Source organism: Sphingomonas zeicaulis (genome assembly GCF_050433225.1).
Lineage (GTDB): Bacteria > Pseudomonadota > Alphaproteobacteria > Sphingomonadales > Sphingomonadaceae > Sphingomonas_D > Sphingomonas_D zeicaulis.
Genome location: NZ_JBNPXQ010000019.1, coordinates 19,297 through 37,161, shown reverse-complemented (window position 1 = coordinate 37,161; position 17,865 = coordinate 19,297). Strand labels below are relative to the sequence as shown.

The 17,865-nt window shown below is 65.4% G+C and carries 6 protein-coding genes; all 6 read right to left on the bottom strand.

The genetic code is table 11. The features are described 5' to 3' along the window. Positions 1-527: 527 nt before the first annotated feature. The 6 genes from FHS96_RS28985 to FHS96_RS28960 are packed head-to-tail and all read right to left on the bottom strand — an operon-like array spanning position 528 to position 17,847. Positions 528-4,106: a DEAD/DEAH box helicase gene (locus tag FHS96_RS28985; RefSeq protein WP_429600234.1), complete on the bottom strand. Its 3,579-nt coding sequence runs from the start codon at positions 4,104-4,106 to the stop codon at positions 528-530. Then, the gene (locus tag FHS96_RS28980) at positions 4,103-5,455 is read right to left on the bottom strand and encodes an EH signature domain-containing protein (RefSeq protein WP_429600231.1); all 1,353 of its coding nucleotides are present in this window, start codon (positions 5,453-5,455) and stop codon (positions 4,103-4,105) included. The genes FHS96_RS28985 and FHS96_RS28980 overlap by 4 nt, the downstream gene beginning before the upstream one ends. 53 nt (positions 5,456-5,508) lie before the next feature. Continuing rightward, a complete protein-coding gene (locus tag FHS96_RS28975; protein WP_429600228.1) occupies positions 5,509-6,246 on the bottom strand; it encodes an OmpA/MotB family protein in 738 nt (245 codons plus the stop codon). Positions 6,247-6,249: 3 nt separating this feature from the next. Then, entirely contained in the window at positions 6,250-8,448 is a 2,199-nt protein-coding gene (locus FHS96_RS28970; RefSeq protein WP_429600225.1) for a hypothetical protein, read from the bottom strand. A gap of 28 nt (positions 8,449-8,476) precedes the next feature. Further along, complete coding sequence (locus tag FHS96_RS28965) at positions 8,477-14,518, bottom strand: DEAD/DEAH box helicase (RefSeq protein ID WP_429600222.1); 6,042 nt, start codon at positions 14,516-14,518, stop codon at positions 8,477-8,479. Further along, positions 14,518-17,847: an STY4851/ECs_5259 family protein gene (locus FHS96_RS28960; protein ID WP_429600219.1), complete on the bottom strand. Its 3,330-nt coding sequence runs from the start codon at positions 17,845-17,847 to the stop codon at positions 14,518-14,520. Before FHS96_RS28960 ends, FHS96_RS28965 begins: the two co-directional genes overlap by 1 nt. Between the last annotated feature and the right edge of the window lie 18 nt (positions 17,848-17,865).

The following is a 17,865-nucleotide window of genomic DNA, read 5'->3' as shown; positions in this document are numbered from 1 at the left end:
CAGACGGTGGTGACATGAGCCTCGGCACCTCCGCCCGTCCGCTTCAATCATTTCCGGCCGCATCGGCCGAGAAGCGACTTTTTCAACGACATCGGGACGAAGCGGCCGTTCCGAGGTGATGTGTCGAATGGCCGGTCCGCCAGAAGCCGACGTCCAGCACTGCGCCGACCAGCAATCAGAGAGCGACAGAGGCAGGCCGTTTCCTGCCTGACCGATTTCGGAGATCAGCCCGAGAAAACGTACGTTCGTTCCCGACGCGTTCGGCGTGACACGAGCCGCTCGACCGACCCCGGCGGCTGGCCGACTATTGGCCATTTGGCTTCGGGGATTAAGCTGAGGTTAGAGCATTGACATATATGGATATAGCTACTGTCTTCCGACAAAAAGGCCTCTCGCCATGCCCCCAATACAAATTTGTGCGTGAACGCCATCAATGCGGCGGTGAAACTGTCAGCTACATTCGAGTCCGCAGTTCATGCAGCAAAGTGAGGATATGACCAGTTTCTCCTCTGGTACCATCCTACGGCTCATTCCTCAGTAAGCGTCACGCGACATTCCCGGTCCCTCCGCATCACGCCGTCGATCCCGCTGCCAAGATCCCAGATCAGGGTGCGGCCCGATCGCGTATCGGCCCGCACCTCGCGATCGTGGAAGCGCCGATCCTGAAATCTGGAAACCTGCAAATGCTGGAGCCGCGCCCTGTCGCCGATCCTGGCTTTCCAGCGTGCCGCCAGATCGCCATGCTGTTCTTGGGTGGATTCGGGAATGTTGAGACCGACACTGTCGGCATCCCACGACTTTAAACGGACGATGGAAACGTTGCTGGCCTGGCTCAACATCATAGCGGCGAACTCGACGAGGTTCTCGCGCGCCCGCCTGCCAGCGCAAGCATAGGGATCGCGGATCTCAAGTATCTCGATCTGCTCGCCCTTTACAGGCCGCTGGAAGATGGCGAGATCACGGGGCCCGTGGGGCTCGTAGACGACGCGCCGGGGATAATCGGCGACTGGCCGGGACGACGCAACAACAGGCGCCGACGCAGGGCGCGGCCGGAGCGAGAGGCGTGGGCGCGGCGTGTTCGCTGCTGGCTGCTCCGGCTCTGACTCCTGAGGCGACAGTGCCGCGTCGATCGCCGCTTCGACCTCGGCTCCATCCTGCACGATTGCATCGAAAAGAGCGCCCGCATCGCCATCCTCCTCACCCGGCATGAGCAGCCCGCGGCTGAGGCTGCGCTTGCGCTCCATCAGCGCGTGAAGCTTGAGGTCGAAGCTGAGCGGGCCGATCGCCGGATCGGGATGCACCGCCTGCGGCAGATAGACGGTGACATCCCGTTCCTGCCCGATGCGATAGGCGCGGTCGGTCGCCTGATCCTCCACCGCCGGGTTCCACCAGCGGGACAGATGGATGACGTGGTTGGCCGCCGTCAGCGTCAGTCCGACGCCGCCGGCTTTGGGCGAGAGGATCATGGCGTCGAAGCCAGGACCGCGCCGCTGGAAGGCATCGACCTCACGTTGCCTGGCCTCTCCCGCGACCCCGCCATGGATGCGCGGCACCGGGTGGGGAAGCGCGAAGCGGCGGCGGATCTCGTGGGCCAGCAGCGCTTGCATCGCCAGGCTTTCGCAGAAGATGAGCGCCTTCTCGCGTGCGATGGCGATAGTTTTAAGCAGGGTGAAGATGGTATCCAGCCGCGCGCTATTCTCGAAATATCGCTCGTCTCCGGCCGCCTCTTCCGGATTCTTCGGATGGAGCGATATGCCGCGAAGCTGGTGCAGGACCTCCAGCATCCGGCCTTGCTCGCCACTCCCCTTGACCGCGAGCGCCCGTCCGATCGCGCGGCTGTAGGCGGCTGCCTGAACGGGCGGCATCGGCATCGGCATGACACGGACATGCTTGGCGGGCAGCCCCGCGAGGCAATCGTCCTTCATCCGCCGTAGCAACAAGGGGGGGCGCGCCCCTTGCTGCTCGACCAGCAGGTCGTGCAGCGCTTGCAGCCGGTCTGGCTCAGTCGCGGGATAGAGGGTTTCGAACGCCTTGCTCGATCCGAGCAGACCGGGATGGATCACGTCGAAAATTGACCACAGATCCTGCAGGCGGTTCTCCACAGGCGTGCCGGTCATCGCCAGCTGGAAGCGGGCGTTGAGCGTCTTGGCGGCGCGCGTCATCTGGCTCGCAGGATTCTTCAGCTTCTGCGCCTCGTCATAGACGATTGCAGCGAAAGGCAGGCGCGCGAAACTCAGATGATAATCGCGCATCGTCTCGTATGTGGTAAGCACCACGCCGGCATGCGCCCACCCTTCGACATCGACGCCGGACGCGCCGGCATCGATATCCCGCCCGGCATCGCCGCGCATCGCCTTCAGACTCGCCCCATAGGCATTGGCAATCGGGCCGAGCGTGCCGAACACCAGATGCCGCTCGATCTCGGCGCGCCAATTCGCCAGCAGCCCCGTCGGCGCGACGATTAGGACGGGCTTGGGATGCGGCTGTTCCTGCCGGATCCAGGCCAGGAAGGCGAGCGCCTGGAACGTCTTGCCCAGCCCCATGTCGTCGGCGAGCAGCGCGCCCGGCATACCGGACCGCCAGCAGGCGGTGAGCCAGCCGAAGCCATCGATCTGATGCGGCTTGGGGGACGAGAGCAAGCTCGGCGGTAAGGCGGCCGGCGGCAGATCGGCCGGCCGCCCGGCTTCACCGCCGATCGGGGTGTAGGCAACATCCTCCAGATTATCGCGGACCTGAAGAAAGTAGCGCGTTCGCGTAACCTCGGGGGGCGGGCCTGCTCCGTCAGGACCGGATGCCTCGTCGGCCTTCACCAACGCCGCCAGATCGTCGAGCGCGCGGTAGGTGGCCTGCGTCGCCGGAATCTCTTCGCCGTCGAAAGAGAAACTGGCTCGCGCTTCGCGCAAGGCCTGCTGGGCGGCATCGCGGGCGGGGACAATGCGATCGGGTCCGATCTCGACCATGCGCGCATCCGGCTCCTCGCCAATCCGCAGGCCGAATTTTTCGGGCAGCCAGCTGTTTGGGCGCGGCTTGATCCAAGGCAACACGGGCTTGCGCCAGATGTCGATACCCGAGACTCGCTCGGAAAATTGCTGGGTCTCGACGAACAGCGCCGCGGTTTCGCTGGGATCCTCTCCGGCCTGCCGCAACCCGTCGGCTACGGCACGGGCAGGGTTGCGCGCGAAGGCGCGACGCTGTTCTGGCGTGCCGCGCTGTGCCTCGTGGACGATGGCGAGCGCCTGGGTCAGCTGGGGATCGAGGAACAGGATCGATCCGTCGTCCAGCAGATAGGTGCGGGAACGCCCTGCGCCCTTGCGGAACCGGCGGGCGAAGTTCTCGGCCTGCGCCGGCGGAAGCAGGCTGTCCGCGCCCTGATCGAGCGCGCGGCCGTCCTCGGCCTCGCCCATCCGCTCGCGACCGAACAACACCGGATCGAAATCGAAGTTTGCGCCTGACACCTTGAGATCGAGCGAAAAACCCGCAGCATAGGCCAGCCGCAGCCGCTCGATATAGCCATCGGCGGCGATACGGCCGCCCGCTTCATCCCCCATGGTGGCGCGCAGCTGGGCGAGCGCCTCCTGCCGGGCGGCATCGTCACGACTCTCGTTGACGCGCGCGACGGCGTGGAGGGTGGAATGTAAAGGCTCCGGTAACCGGTGGTCCGCACCATCATGACGGATCCGCGCACCCACCACCTGCGCACGCGCAACGACTCCGCCTGCGCGCGTCCAGCGCGGCTCGATCCGAAAATCCGGCAGGTGGATGAGGCCGACATTCTGGAGGTTGAGCGTCAGCCGCGTCGCTGGCGGTAGGCCGAGCGCCGCGGCGTCCGGCTCGGCTAGTCGTGCGATCAGTGTCGTATGCAGCGTCGCGCCCGTCTCATCGGTGGAGACTAGCGGCGTTCCGTCGTCTGCAGCCTGTCCATCGGCTAGGGCCTGCATCAATCGCGCGACCGCGCCCGTGGCGCCTGGCGGCAGATGGAGCATCCAGTCGTCGAACGGCACCACCTCCTGCGTCGCCTTGCCGAACGGCAGGCGCGAGGGGATGGTACGGATCAGCGCGATATGCTCGCCGGCGGAGTGGGGCTTGGCGCGGAAGTGGGGACTCATGCCGCCCAACCATCTTGATGGAAGGGATGGCGCACGCCGGTCTTGTCGAAGATCCGCCTCGCGAACTTAGCCTGCCACCGTCCCTTATGGTCGATATATTCGAAGCCGCCTCCGCCGTTCATCGCGCGAAGTTGATAGCCGAAATAGGTCGATTTGTAGAATGCCGGCGCATGATCTTGGTCGGCTGCCATCCAGAACCGACACGATCCGCTGTGGCTCCATTCCGCGATGATCTGATCGCCTATTTCAAGGATGAGCGATGAGTGACTGGGATTGGCGTATTGGCTGCTGCCGATGATCTTGCCAGCACCGACGCTGCTCGTCTCGCCGAGTGAGTGAACCAAGTTTTCGGCTTTGGCCCCGAAGGCAAACCACGCCTTCGAAATGACGCCGGCTTCCAGATAATCGAGCCAGAACTTCTCGCGCGCGCCCCATTGGACTGGATCGTCGGTGGTGCGCCCGACGATCTTGAAGAACTCGCGCACCGTGGTCTGAGTCAACCAGCCCACCAGCACAGCCATCATCGCATCGGGACGGACGCCCGGCATCAGTTCGCCTAGCTGCTTCAGGATCGCGCCCCACGCGCTGCGATCGAACTGGCGCGGATCGCCGATCCTCTTCACGAGCAGGCCTCCCACTAGCTTGCTATGCTCTTCGCTCGGCTGCGTGCTGATCCAAGGGTTGAGTAGCGCGTAGACCAGCATCGCGTCCATGGAACCGACGCCCAGCGTATCGAACAGCCGGATCAATCGGCCGCCCAATGTCTCCGCCTCGGCGCTCATGCTGTCGCCAACGGTCTCGCAGGCATCGCCGAGCGCCTCGGCGACGAAGCCGCCTTCCGCCAGTTCGCCATCCAGTCCCGCTTCCCGCAGCAGGGATGCCGGATCATCGGTCGCGAGCAGAGCCGCGCCCAGCGTGGCGGGGCCCGCCTCGTCACTCCAGAAATGCCAGCGCTGGCCCCGCTCACGCCAGATCCAGTCATGGCGTTCGGCCGATTCCTCTGCTGCGTTAAGCAAGACGGGGAAGGCTGGGTGATCGAACGGGAAGCGCCGAAGATAGGCGATGATCAGCGAGCGATCATAGCTTTTCCGACCGGCGGCGAGGCCATACTCGATCAGTCCAGCGGCATGCCGCTCTCTCTCGCCATCTTCCCAGATCGCGTCGATAGCGCGGCGAATGTCGCCGGACCGCGCCTCGCCTGGTCGGGAAAAGTCGATCCGCGCGGCGACCGCCTCCCAATCTTCACCGTCGCCGCCATCGTCCTCGCCGCCCGACGCGCCGGCGGCGACCCGGCTGGCGATCTCGTCCGCCGCACGTTCGCTGTGCAGTCTGCGGCCCGTCGTTGGCACGGGCAGCGCTGCCGCGTGTAGGATCCTCTCGGCGATGTCTCGGGTAGCACCCATCACCGCACCAACATGCCGGTAAGGCTATCCGGCGCGCGGGGTGTCACCATCAGGAAGCGCAGATCGATGCGGCGGTTCTTCGCCTTGGCCGCGTCGCTGTCGCCAGGATTGACCGGACGATCAGGACCGTAGCCGCTGACACTCAGGATCGGCAGCGGCTCGCCTTCGCCGGCCGGCAGGTTGCGCATCTCCGTGAGCAGGGGCGCGGCCGCCTTCAGAGCGCGATAGGTGTTGGTTGCACGTTCCACCGAAAGATCGAGATTGTCCTTGGGTCCCGCCATCGGATCCTTGTCGGTGTGGCCCTCGACAAAGAGCGCGTCGATCCGGTGGAGGGAGGACGGGCAGCCGGCCGGGCGCGGCACGCCGAACGTGTAGCAGGGCAGCACCCTGGCCATCTCGGTCGCGACGATCCCCACCGCCGCCTGGCCCTGCGGCGTGAGCACCGACCGGCCCTTGTCGAACAGCACATCCTCGGGAAGGCGCAACACGCCCGTATCGGTGTCGATCGTGACTTTGAGGCCGCGATCCTTCAGCTGCTTCTCCAGCGTCTTGAGGATGAGCGTGCGCGTCTGGTTGGCGCCCGCCAGCGCATCGGTGGTCTGGCGGAACTGCAACGCAAAATAGAGCAGCAGGATGATGAAGACGAAGAGCAGGCCGACCATCATGTCGGCCATGGAGATGAAATAGCTCTCCTCCTCCTCCTCGCTGCGGCTGCGGCGGACACCCCGGCTGGTCATGGCTTACTTCCGCTCCAGCCGGGAGAGCAGATCCTCGATCTGCCCGGACAGTTCGGCCAGGCTGATCACCGGCCCCTCGAGCCGCAGCACCGCGTCGGCCAGCGCCTTGTCGATCTTGCCGACATAATCGTTGAGGTGAACCGCATGTTCGGTGGACGCGCCCTTGATCTTCTCCAGCGCCGCGGCGAGATCCTGATCAACGCCTTCGAACCGCTCACGATAATCGCTCCAGGCGTTGCCGGCGGAGGCGCTCGTCTGTTCCAAACTCGCGGACAGCCTCTGCACCGTTTCCGCATGGCCCGCGCTGCGTTCGTTCATGGCGGTCAGCATCGCCTGCGTCTGGCCGACGGCGGAGTCGATCCTGCCGGTCGCTTCCCGGATCGGGCCGGCTGCGCCTTGGATGTCGTTGGCCGCCCGGCCGAGCATCGTCGCCACGCCCTGCGCCTCGCGGCCGGCGTCGCTAAGTTTGATGGCGTGATCGTTGGCAGCACCGGTCGATCGCTCGATCGCGTTGCTCAGCACCTCCATACGCCCGGCGGTGGAGCGCAGCGTGTCGACAAGACCGTTGCTAGCCATGTCGAATTTTTCGCCGAACGCAGCGAAGGCGGCGGAAATGGCGCGGCTGCTTTCCTCGGCCGATCGCGTGATTGCCTCGTCGATCGCCTTGCCCATACCCGTCGATGCCTGCGCCGTTGCCGCCTCCAGTGTGGCGGCCGCCTTGGCCAGCACGTCGGCATTGCGATCAGCGGCCTGCGAGGCGCTGCCGCTCAGCTTCTCACCAAGATCCGCGACCTGCCCCTTCATCGCATCGAAGGCGGACTGGATGCCCGCGGTGGCGCCTGTAAAACCATCGAGCGCACCTTGGATCGCCGTGTTGCTTTGAGCCATTGCGGTACTCACAGCGTCCTTCACCGCGCGCACCATCTCAGCCGATGCAACAGTGGAGGCGTTGCGCATCTCCTCACCCATCGCGCCCATTACCTTGCGCTGGCCATCCGCCATTTGCTCGTAGGCGTCATGCTGCTCGGCGATGCCCCTCACAGCCCTGTCCGCGGCAGCCTCAGCTTGGGTTGTCAGGCGATCGGACATGCCGCTGATATTGTCGTTGAGCGTCTGGAAAGCGCGGGTCATCTGCTCGGATGCGACGGAGAATTCGCGCGCGGCGGTGGCAATCTGCTCGGAAGCCGAGCCACTGGCTCCCTCCAGCCGGTCGTTGACCCCTTGGAGATTGCCGGTCATGTCTGTCAGTGCCTTGGCCAGCATCGCCATTTCGGCACCTGCGCCTTCCTTAAGTGCCGCGCCCATTTCCTTTCCGATGTCGCCGAATGCGCCGCCCTTGAAATCGTCGATCGAGGTCTGGATGCCGGACAGTCCCCGGATCACCGGTTGCATCTTCTCGCCCAGCGCATCGGCGATGCCGACCGCGAGCTTGGTCGAGAATTCGGACATCGCGATGGTCTGCTGCTTCAGCTCGCGCAACTGGTCCGCGGCAATCCGCTGCGGCGGGGAGAAGAGCGTGCCATATTCGATGCGATCGCACAGCGTTTCCAACCTGCGCTCGGTCACCGAGTGCCAGCGCCGATCGAACCATCGAAGGATGATCGAAGCAGCGACGCCGCCGATGGAAGTCCAGAATTTCGCTGCGGTGATCGTCAGCAGCCCGATGAGAGCGCTTTGCATCGCGGAAGTGTTGCCATCGGAAAGCCCGTCCACCGTCCGCACCAGCGCAGCGATAATGCCGAGGAAGGTGAAGGTGAGGCCCATCGCTACGAAGATGTTCGCCCACCAGGCGAGAATACGCGTGTCGTCACCAAGGTGGAGGAAGTAACCCTCCGGTCGGGACGTCGCGCGTAGCGTCGTCTCGTCCTTATCGACGATCGTCTCGGTAAACTGGGTCCAAGCATGGCGCAGTTCAGCTGCTTCCTTGCCCCCCGCCATCATCGCGGCATCGATATCCTCGTAGCGTGCCGCGAACGTTTCCTGCGCCTGCCAGTCATTAGGCTCGTCGCTCACGAACTGGGTGGCTGCTAGACGCGCCTCGAGCTGGCGCGAGAAGGGGCGGTGGTACTTAAGCCCATTCCGCACGATGATGAGTACGGCCCAGACCAGGATGAAAATCGCCAGGCCAAAGCCGATCCATGGGCTCTGGAAGAGCGATGCAATGATGCGGTTCGGCCAGATCTGGTGTTCACTACCGATCATGTACTGATGCCCTTGAAAGAAAATTGAATCAGGCGGTTACCACAGCATAAGTCTTGCCGCGCGCCGCGAGCACGGCCGAATATGCGGCTAGTTTCACCGCCTGCGCGTCCCCCGTCACGCCGAAGTCAAACTTGGCATAGGATGGCGTTTCCCAAGGGCCAAAGCCTTGATCGAGAACGATGCGGATCGGCCCATCGTCGAAATGAAGGGTCAGGAAGCGGCCATGCGGTGCACCCTGCTCCCTTACCGTGAGATCGAGATCGAGAGTCTTCGACAGACCCTCGAGCACGTCCGCGCGATCCTCGGGCCATTGCCAATTGTGCGTCGGCCGATAGGGCTGTCGCTCGTTCGCCTTCAGCGGGTCCATGACGAGCGTAACCGGCATTGCCGCGCCCGTGTCGCCAAGCGCATCGCGGAAGGCGGCGATCGTCTCGAGCGCGAGACGCACCGGCAGCGGGGCGTGGAGATAGCGGTCGCCATAATCGATCCGCCGCAACGTACCGGGTTTTGCGACGCCGGCCTTGCGGATGGCGGGCAAAAGATGGCGCACGAAACGCTCGCCGAAGTGGGCTATCGTGCCATCTAGCTCGCTCGCAATCTCGACATAGCTGGTTCCCGAAGCCGGGAGCAGCGTCGCCAAATTGACCGTCGTCGAGAGCGGCAGGGTATCGCGGGCGAAACAGACGACGGGCGCGGTAACCCCTCGTCCCCAATCGGCCCCGATCGTCAGCGTGAGCGGGTCGCGCGTGGCCCACATCGTCGCATTCGATCCCGACACGGCGGCCAGTGCCACGGCACCGTTGGCGAAAGCGGGCGCATTGCCCTGCCGTAGCGTAAAGGGCCGGCCTTGCGCCGCGTCGCGCAAAGCCAATCGTGCGGCCGGGTCCAGCGTGGCCAGCCATTCGGGCACCACCACTAGATCCAGCAGCGCTCCACGATCTGCGATCCGGCGGGCGAAGCGCACGAAATCCGGGGCGGCCAGCACAGCGATGTCGAGTGCAGGGTCCGCCCAAACGGTTACCGTCTGCGCGCCCCGATCAACGGCGACTGCGATCTCGTCGATCATCGAGCGGCTGAAGCCGGCATCGGGAACGGCTAGATCTTCTTCCAGCGGCGTCGCCAGCGCGCCGCGCATCGCAAGGACGCACGCCAATGCGGCCTTGCGATCGATGATCAACTGCTGCTGGAAAAGATCGGCGGTCAACACACAGGCCGAGCAGCCCATCTCGCAGCCCGGTTGCCCGCAATCGAGGATCGTCTCGGCATCACGCAGCAGATCCTCGAACATAGGCGCGGCCTGCGGGGCGAAGCCTGCGCCGCCGGCATTGCGATCATAAAGGAAGAGCGACCAGGTCTTTTGCCCGATTGCGCCCTGCGCGGCACGGACGGACATTCCCATCTCCCCCGCCTCTACACCGAGCCTGCGCGCGAGCGCTTCGCGCATCGCCGAGATCATGGCCCAGCCGGCCCCTTCGCTCGTGACCCCGACCGGCTGCAACTCAGCCACGTCGGTGAAGACCTCGTGGCCGAGCGCCAGATCCCGCGTGATCTTGAATGGCTTGCTGTTGCCCGGGCAAAGCCCGTCGACGCCTCTTTTTGTGCCGCGCAGTGGCGTGTGGCCGACGAGGACGGGTTCGCCATCCCCGCGCGCCGGCTCAGCTCGCCCACATTCGAGGCAGATCCGGTACCCGCTCTTCGCAGCGCCCATCGAGGAATAGAAAACAAGGCCCTCGTGGCTCGTCCGCAACCGACCCTGCGTCGGGTCTGCGAAGCCTGCCCAGCCTGCGCCGCGCGCGATGATCTGTTCGGGTTCGGGCTCGACATAGGAAATCAGATCAGTGTCGGCATGCGGTGTTTTCGCCATATCGACCGTGAAGCCGGCTGGTTCGAGATAGGCGCGCCGGTCATTGATCCCGACATCGGCATGGCAGGAAGGACAGTGATCGGGCACCGCATGGCCGCAATCGGCCGCACCGCATGCCTTGCAATGCCAGAAGGTTTTGATGCTCTGGATCTGCCTGGCGGCAGCATCGTCCGCCGGGCGCGTCCAGTTGAGCGTGACTCCGGCCGAGCGATACACCAGCCCATCCACGACCACCTCCGCACCTGGTGCGTAGTCGCGGATGGCTATATCAAGATTGCGGGTCGGGAAGGTGCGGCGGTGCTGGCGCGCGCCTTCCTCATCGCCCTGCTCATCGCTGGCTGGTTTGTCGCGATTGACGAAGGGGACGACATCAGTAGGAAAACCGTGGCCGGGCAGCACCGCACGCACCGCCAGTTCCTTCAGCAGATTCTCTTTGGTCAGGCGGCGGAGCTGATACTGGATGCCGGCAGCGGCGGCCTTATCAACCTGCGTCGCCTGATCCTGGAGCGCCTGCCATTCTCTCACGAACGCCGCTTGCGCTCCCGCGAGCGCCGCTTTCGCTTCGGCATGGACGGTGCGGTCACCAGCCAGCACCGTGCCTGCCGTCAGTGCCGCGATCTCGTCTGCCATTGCCGCGATGGTACTGGGCGCGTCGAGCCACGCGAGACACGTCGCGGCAGGCGATGCCGCAATCGGCTCTGCGCCCACCTCGTCCGGCGCACCGAAGAACAGGCCCACCTCGGTTTTCATCGCTTCGCCATCTTCGCCGGCGAACCAGCGCGCCAGTAGCAATGCATTGATGTGGCGCTGGACGATCCGGCGGCTGTCGAGCTTTACGCGAGGCGCGCGAATCAGGCGCTTCAGATAGGTCTGCGGATCGCGGAAAGTCTCGCGGTCGAGCGGCGTGTCGCGGGTATATGTGAGCGACACGGCGAAGCCCTGTCCCCGGCGGCCGGCACGCCCCACGCGCTGCCGATAATTGGAGAGCGCGGGCGGTACGTTGGTCATCATCACCGCAGAGACCGAGCCGATGTCGACGCCCATCTCCATCGTTGTCGAACAGTTCAGGATGTTGATCTCTCCCGCCTTGAACTCACCTTCGAAGCGGCGGAGGCGGCTGGCGGGCTGCTGCGCGCTATGCTCTGCTGCGCGCAGATAGGGGGAGAGCAGGGCGCTGCGATCGTGCAGGTCGTTCCATAAACCCTGGGCGCGCAACTGTGCGACGTTGGGATCGGTTTCGGTCCAAGCGCGAACGTCCTCGATCCTAGATCCCGTTGGGAAGTCGATCGGCAGCGGCGGAAAGCGGATCGGCGTCGCGGGCTGCTTGGCGGTCTTCAACCCCTGCCGATGTCCGTAGGGGGAAAGGCCGAAAGCGGTCGCGGTCAACACACGGTGGGTGACGGGGCATTCCCATCCGTCGGTCACCGGGGCAACATGCACCTTGCTGAAATCGAGCGCATAACCACTCTGGCCGGCTGTCTGGAACAGCGGCAGGAGCTGATCCCAAGCCGCCTCCAGCACCTCGTTGATCGCCGCCCGATCCTGCTTCTCGCTGCGATCGAGGCGCAGCACATGCTCGAGGATGATCGCGGGATTGCCGGGCAGGCCCTTGGCGCCAATCGACGGCCAACGCTGCTGGTGGCGATCCTGCACTTCCTCGCGCGGCGGGCAGAGCGTCATCAGCGGCTTGGCCGAATTGAGCCAGTGAAGATCCTCCCATGCCGCGCGGATCGCGAAGTTGGCGCGGACCACCTGATCGATCAGCACCGACAGGAATCCCCGCCACTCCTCGATCGTTCGCTGATGCTCCCGCAGCAAGGGCGGCAGCCGCTCCGCGCCCAGCCGGTCGATCGCGTCGAAGCGCAGCCGCGCGAGACCGATCGTTTCGGCGGTGTTGGCGCGTTTGGGCCGCCGGGCGAACTCGCGCAGCATCAGGAACTGGGCGAAGATCGTCGGGTTGTCGCGATAGCGTTCGTCGCGATAGCCCCAGACCTTGCCCATCCAGTGTTTTACTTCAGGCTGGCCAGCGAGGCGCTCGCGCAGGTCATCCCAGGCGATGCCGCTGGTGGAAGGCTGTTGCTTCCTCGCAAGCTCCGCTTTTTTCTGAGCAACCATATCCGCGATGGCAGACGCCGTGCCTGCAAGAGGCTCGAGCTGTTCTATATCGGCGCGCAGGCCGGCGACCACGGGATCATCCTCGTCGGGCGCTGCCATGCTGCCCTGCACGCTGTGATAGAGAAAGGCGCGCACGAAGCCGCGCTCGGCGTTGGTCTGGAGGTTGGCGGCGAAGCGGGCGGTGCCCTGCCGGCTGTCGGTGAAGGAAAGGAGCTGACGGCCCTCCGAGGGAAGCCGGTAGGCGGGCTGGCGCTCCGGCTTGACCGGTACCACGCCTTCCAGCACCACGGGCGCGGCATTGCCGATCAGAAACGGGGCGCCGAAGCGAAACGGCCGCAGCAGCGCACCGCCTTGCCCATCCTCGGCGTAGCAGTGGCCGCATCTCTTGCCGTCATGCGCTTCGAACGGCCGCGTATCGTCGCCCGCACGATCCAGCACCCGTCCGGTCAGCGGTTCGACATGAATCGTGCGGCCCTGATCCATCGCGCGCGAGGCGATCGCGCGCCGGACGTCATCAGGAAAACCTTCGCGGGCGACAGCGTCGTTGCCGGCCTCGGCGCTCTCGCCGTCCTCCTCCTCCCGGTCGCGCGCGCTGGCCTGGGCGAACTCGTCCTGATCGATCAGGGAAAGCCGGGGATGCAGTTTGCTCTGCCGCTCGATCGCGTCGAGATAGGGCTCGCCGCATTCGCGACAGCTCTGCACCTCGAAGACGGCGGACGCGCAATGCGGACAGGCACTGATCTTCTCGACCGCGATCGCACCGAACGGCCAATCCTGCGGGCTGCCCGTGCAATTCGGGTTGAGGCAACTCCACAGGCCGGGCACCGCACGCAGGAAGCTGTGGACGCGCAGTGGCAGCAGCGGCGCGCGGCCGCCCGCCTGGCCGGCGATCGCGTTGATCACCCGCTCCGCTGGCTGGCCGGTCCTGACCAGCATCCGCTCCGCCTGGTCCCAGAGCAACGGCCCCGCCTCGGCGGCGCGCACGAAGTCCTGCACGGCGGGATTGCCGCCGAGGGCGACCGGATCGCCAAGCGCCACTTCGCTCAGCACCGGTGGTCCGCCAGCAGCCGGCAGCGAAACTGTCTCGCGATGGCCGAGCACGACCTTGACGCGATCCTCCTCCGCCCCTGACAGATCGCGCAGGAAGCGGCGCAGATCCTCGGTGACGTCGGTGCCGCCGCCGATCGTCGCGGAGGTCGCCATGAAGCGGACCTGATCGGCCGACACGCCGAAGGTGAGCAGCACGCGCCGGATCAGCAGTGCGATCTCGGCGGCCGCCGAGCCGACATAGCCATGCGCCTCATCCAAGATGATCCAGCGCAGCTTGCTCCGGCTGTTCTCGATCAGCGGGCGATCGACGCGACGGACGGTCATATATTCCAGCATCGTCACGTTGGTGACGAGGATCGGCGGCGGATCGTTGCGAAGCGTCTGCCTGTCCTGCGCCTGTTCGGGCTGCACCTTGTCGGTCGCGCGCAGCCGCTCGGGCGTCAGGCCGTTATAGAGGCCAAAGCGGATCTTGCCGCCGAACGGTGCCGTCCAGGCGCGCAACCGCTCCTCCTGACTCGCGATCAGGGCGTTCAGCGGATAGAGCGCCAGCGCCCGCACGCCGGACAGGCGGCCGGCCGTGTCCGACTCGGTTGCCAGATCGTGGAGCAGCGGCATGAGGAAACATTCGGTCTTGCCCGACCCGGTGCCGCTCGAAACCAGGACGGATCGCCGCTCCGCCGCGGTCAGATGCTCCCACGCCTCGATCTGGTGGAGATAGGGCTTGGCGTCCGCCGGAAAGCGATACGGCTCGGCCTTGAGATCGGCGATGGCGCGGATCACGTCAGGATGGAGCAACGTGCCCGCGCAGCTCGCAAAATCGCGCTCGCCGGTGCGAAACGGGGCGGCTCCCTCGATCACCGGCTCGCGAACCAGCGCACCATCTTCGACGCTGAGCGCGCCGAAGCGCCGGCGCACCTCGGCAACGAGACCTGCATGGTTGAGGCCAGACTGGCCGAGCACAGCCTCGATCGCGCGGGCGCGGACGAGATCGGTGGTGCGCAACGGCGTGGTGACGGGTCGCAGGGGATCGGCTTTGGCCATTACAGATACTCCGGCAGCGACAGCGCGAAGGCGTCGGCGAAATAGGTCGGAAAATTGCGGGCAATCGCCTTGATGCGGCGGATCTGCAACAAATCCGGTCGCCATTGCCCTGCGACCGCCAGCGCGGCGGCGCAGGGTGCGTCCAGCGCTTCGAGGCAACGATCGTCGAAGCGCAGGAAATAGGCTGGCAGGCGATCGCCGAGGATGCGGCGGAATTCGCTGCCATGCCCCTGCATCCGCTCAATCGCGCGGATCACGAAAGCCTGCGCTACGCTCTCCAGGTCGCTCTCTAGCGTGATAGGCTGGAGTACGGGCCCGAGCAGCGGCTCGCGATCGACAATGGCGACGCGCGACGAGGCCACCATCTCCATCGCATAGTCCATCGCCTTGGCGCCAAGCGCCTGCAGCAGGCCTAGCGCCTGATCGAGCTTGAGTCGCTGTGCTCCATGCCAGCAGGCAGCGGGCACGAGGCACCAAGCGAATGGCAATGCGTCAGACAGCGCGAGGATCGCGTCTCGCTCGGCATCAGTCGCCATCAGAGCCATACGCGTCAGCACGGCTGGACGATCGGGCAGCAGGGCCAGCACGCGGAAGGTCGCGGGAGGCAAGCCAGCGAGCGAGGCGACCAGCGCGTTCAGCTCGGTGATGACACTCGCTGCATCCAACCCGTCGCTCTCCGCGATGTCGAGAACGACGTGGAGAGCCGCGTCCAGCGGGCCCCAGGGAAGGCCCATTGCCCGCGACAGCGCACTGCCACCATCCGCCGACGCCCGCTTGCCTTCAAACAACACAGGCCGCGAAATGACTGCCGCCCCCTGCCGCAGATAGACGAGCCATGTGCCAACCAAATCGTCCGGCAGCGCGTCCGGCCGATGATTGGCGTCATTACCCAATGAATAGATGGCGAAGGCGCGCTCCCGAGCCGGTTCCGCGAGGGAACGTCCGCACAATTGGGTGCCCGGCTCGATCACGCCACGGCTCGCCACCATGCCGCCGCGTTCGACCTCGAGCCGGGTGGCGAACTGGGCTACATGCCAATAGGTCTCGATCCCGTCGAGCATGCCAAGCCGCACCTCGGCATCGATATGGGCCGGCAGCAGCAGACTCGCGATGTCGGCGGCGGGAACGCTCATCGGCATCTCCCCATCGAAATCCCACGTCATCGCGTGGCCAGGCTGCTTGCGGCCATGCTCGAACAATTCGCCGAACATCTGCATGTGACCGCGATCAAAGGCGACCAGATCGCGCAGACCCGCCAAGGTGATGCGCGTGCGGTTCGGCAGGATGGCACCGTCCCAACGTGCGATTCCGGCTTCCGCAGGATAATCGATCTCAATGGCGAGCGTGGGATCGGTCGGCCCAGACCAGGCGATCACCGCGCCGAACCGATGTGTTGCCTGGCTCACCGGCCGGGCTGCCCATTCCCGATTCGAACGGCGATGAACCGGCGCGTCATCGGCAGGCGTCAGCGTCACGCCGTCCCATCCGTCGAGCAGGAAGCGGGTCGATCTCCCCATGCCTTCAGGGCGCATCCGGGCTCCCGTTGGTATCACGGCGATCCGGCGCCGATCGAGCAGCAACCGTTCCTCGCGCCAACCGATTTCGTAATGGCCCAGCGGCAGCGGGCTTGGCGCTCGTTCCCATTCGCGGGCGCCGATCCGGCGCAGGAACAGGGCGCCACGGCCGGCATCTTGAAGCCTGACCTCGGGCGGCCCGCAGAACAGATCGACATCGCCGGTAAGCCGCGCCCAGCTGACAGGGTTGCCATAAAGCTCGATTCTGTCCCGCCGGTCGGCCGATTGGCCTGTGCGGATCCGATAGCGGTCGCCGTCCGGCGTGGTGACGTAGGCGCCACCTCGGATTCGCCAGAGCATCGCTTGTCCAATCCCGCCACCAAGACAGACCACCTCTTCGCCAGCCACAGCATCAATGCGCCAGCCCTGCGGAACCTGTGCCACCACCAGTTCGGCCCGGTAGGCACCGCTTCCGCTGCCTTCGATCTTGAGCTCGGTGGGCGCATCTTCGTCGCCTTCGGCGATCGTGCAGATGAGCAAACGGCCGCGCCGTGGTTGGCCACCGGGCAGGACGATCCGCCGCACTCCGCGCTCACCGACCCGCAGGTCGAGCGACACCGTGGTGACGAATGGGATCGAATGCAGCTTGCGCACCCGCCCAAGAGAGCGAACCGTCCAGTTCCTCTCCCCGCGCGCTGGCGGTTCGATCAGCGCAAGCTCACCGGGCAACACGCGGGCAAGATCGCCGGCGGCGTGCGCGCGCAGCCGCCCGAGATCAGGATCGAGGCCTTGCACGCCATCCCCCTCCAGCGCGCCGTCCAGCTCTAGCCTCGCACTTTCCTGCCAGCCCTCGCCGATTTTCCGCAGGAAGCGGGTCACGCCAATTTGGCCATGACGGATTGGCTGGGCCTCGACCAGCATCAGGCCTTCGATTAGGCTGGCTGCGCCATTGTCCTCCAATGTGATCGGCAACCGCTCGCGCCACTCCGGCTGGTAGAGCGACAGCCAGGCGGCGACGGGCAATCCGGCGGCCAGAGCCGGCCCATCCGCCTCTTTGCGCAATGTCACAATCGCGAAGGCGAGGTCGGCGCAAAGCGCGAGAAAATCCTCATCCTGATAGACTTGTAACAGGCGATCGCGTTGCAGCCGGGCCAGCGCGTTGGCGCGCTCGATCGTCGGAGTCGCATCGGCGAGTAATGGCGCGACGATCGCCGCCAATATGTCGCGCGCCCATCCCTTACCACCTTGCTCGATCGCCGCAGCGGGAAAGCCGCCTTCGCGTGCAAGTGTGCTGAGAAAATATCGGCCATGGGCGCCCTCGATCGGCCGCCGTTGCCACAAGTGTAAGCCCTGCGCGGTTATCGTACGCAGCGCATTCTGGTCGATCGACACACCAAGTGCAGCGTTAAGCGACTCCCAGCGATGGCCATCGCCGCGATAGCTTCGACGAAACCATTCCGATGCCCACAACACAAACAGAGCGGGCATCGTGCCCGACCCCAGCCTGGCGCCTTGAGCGGCTGCGCGGACATCCTGCTCGATCTGCCGGAACGCCGAATCCTTCAGGCGATAGCGATACAGCCACTGCCCGCTGGGCGGTGCCAATCCGTAGCGGGATGTGAAATCCGGACCGATCGGCGGCTGCCCTGATGCGCCATTCCTCAACTGGCTCGCGCGAACCCCGATCTTCAGGCGCAGCTTGCGCGCCCAGGATTCGGTACGTTCGATAAGATAGGCGTCCAGCGCACGCAAGGCGCCGCGGTCGTTCCAGACCTCGGCCATGCGCAGCTCGACGAGCCGCTCCTCTTCGTCCAACCCCAGCCCCCTTGCGCC

Excerpts from the sequence above, each read along its gene's own strand:
- FHS96_RS28985 (WP_429600234.1), bottom strand. The coding sequence starts at position 4,106 with ATGAGTCCCCACTTCCGCGCCAAGCCCCACTCCGCCGGCGAGCATATC.
- FHS96_RS28975 (WP_429600228.1), bottom strand. The coding sequence starts at position 6,246 with ATGACCAGCCGGGGTGTCCGCCGCAGCCGCAGCGAGGAGGAGGAGGAG.
- FHS96_RS28970 (WP_429600225.1), bottom strand. The coding sequence starts at position 8,448 with ATGATCGGTAGTGAACACCAGATCTGGCCGAACCGCATCATTGCATCG.
- FHS96_RS28965 (WP_429600222.1), bottom strand. The coding sequence starts at position 14,518 with ATGGCCAAAGCCGATCCCCTGCGACCCGTCACCACGCCGTTGCGCACC.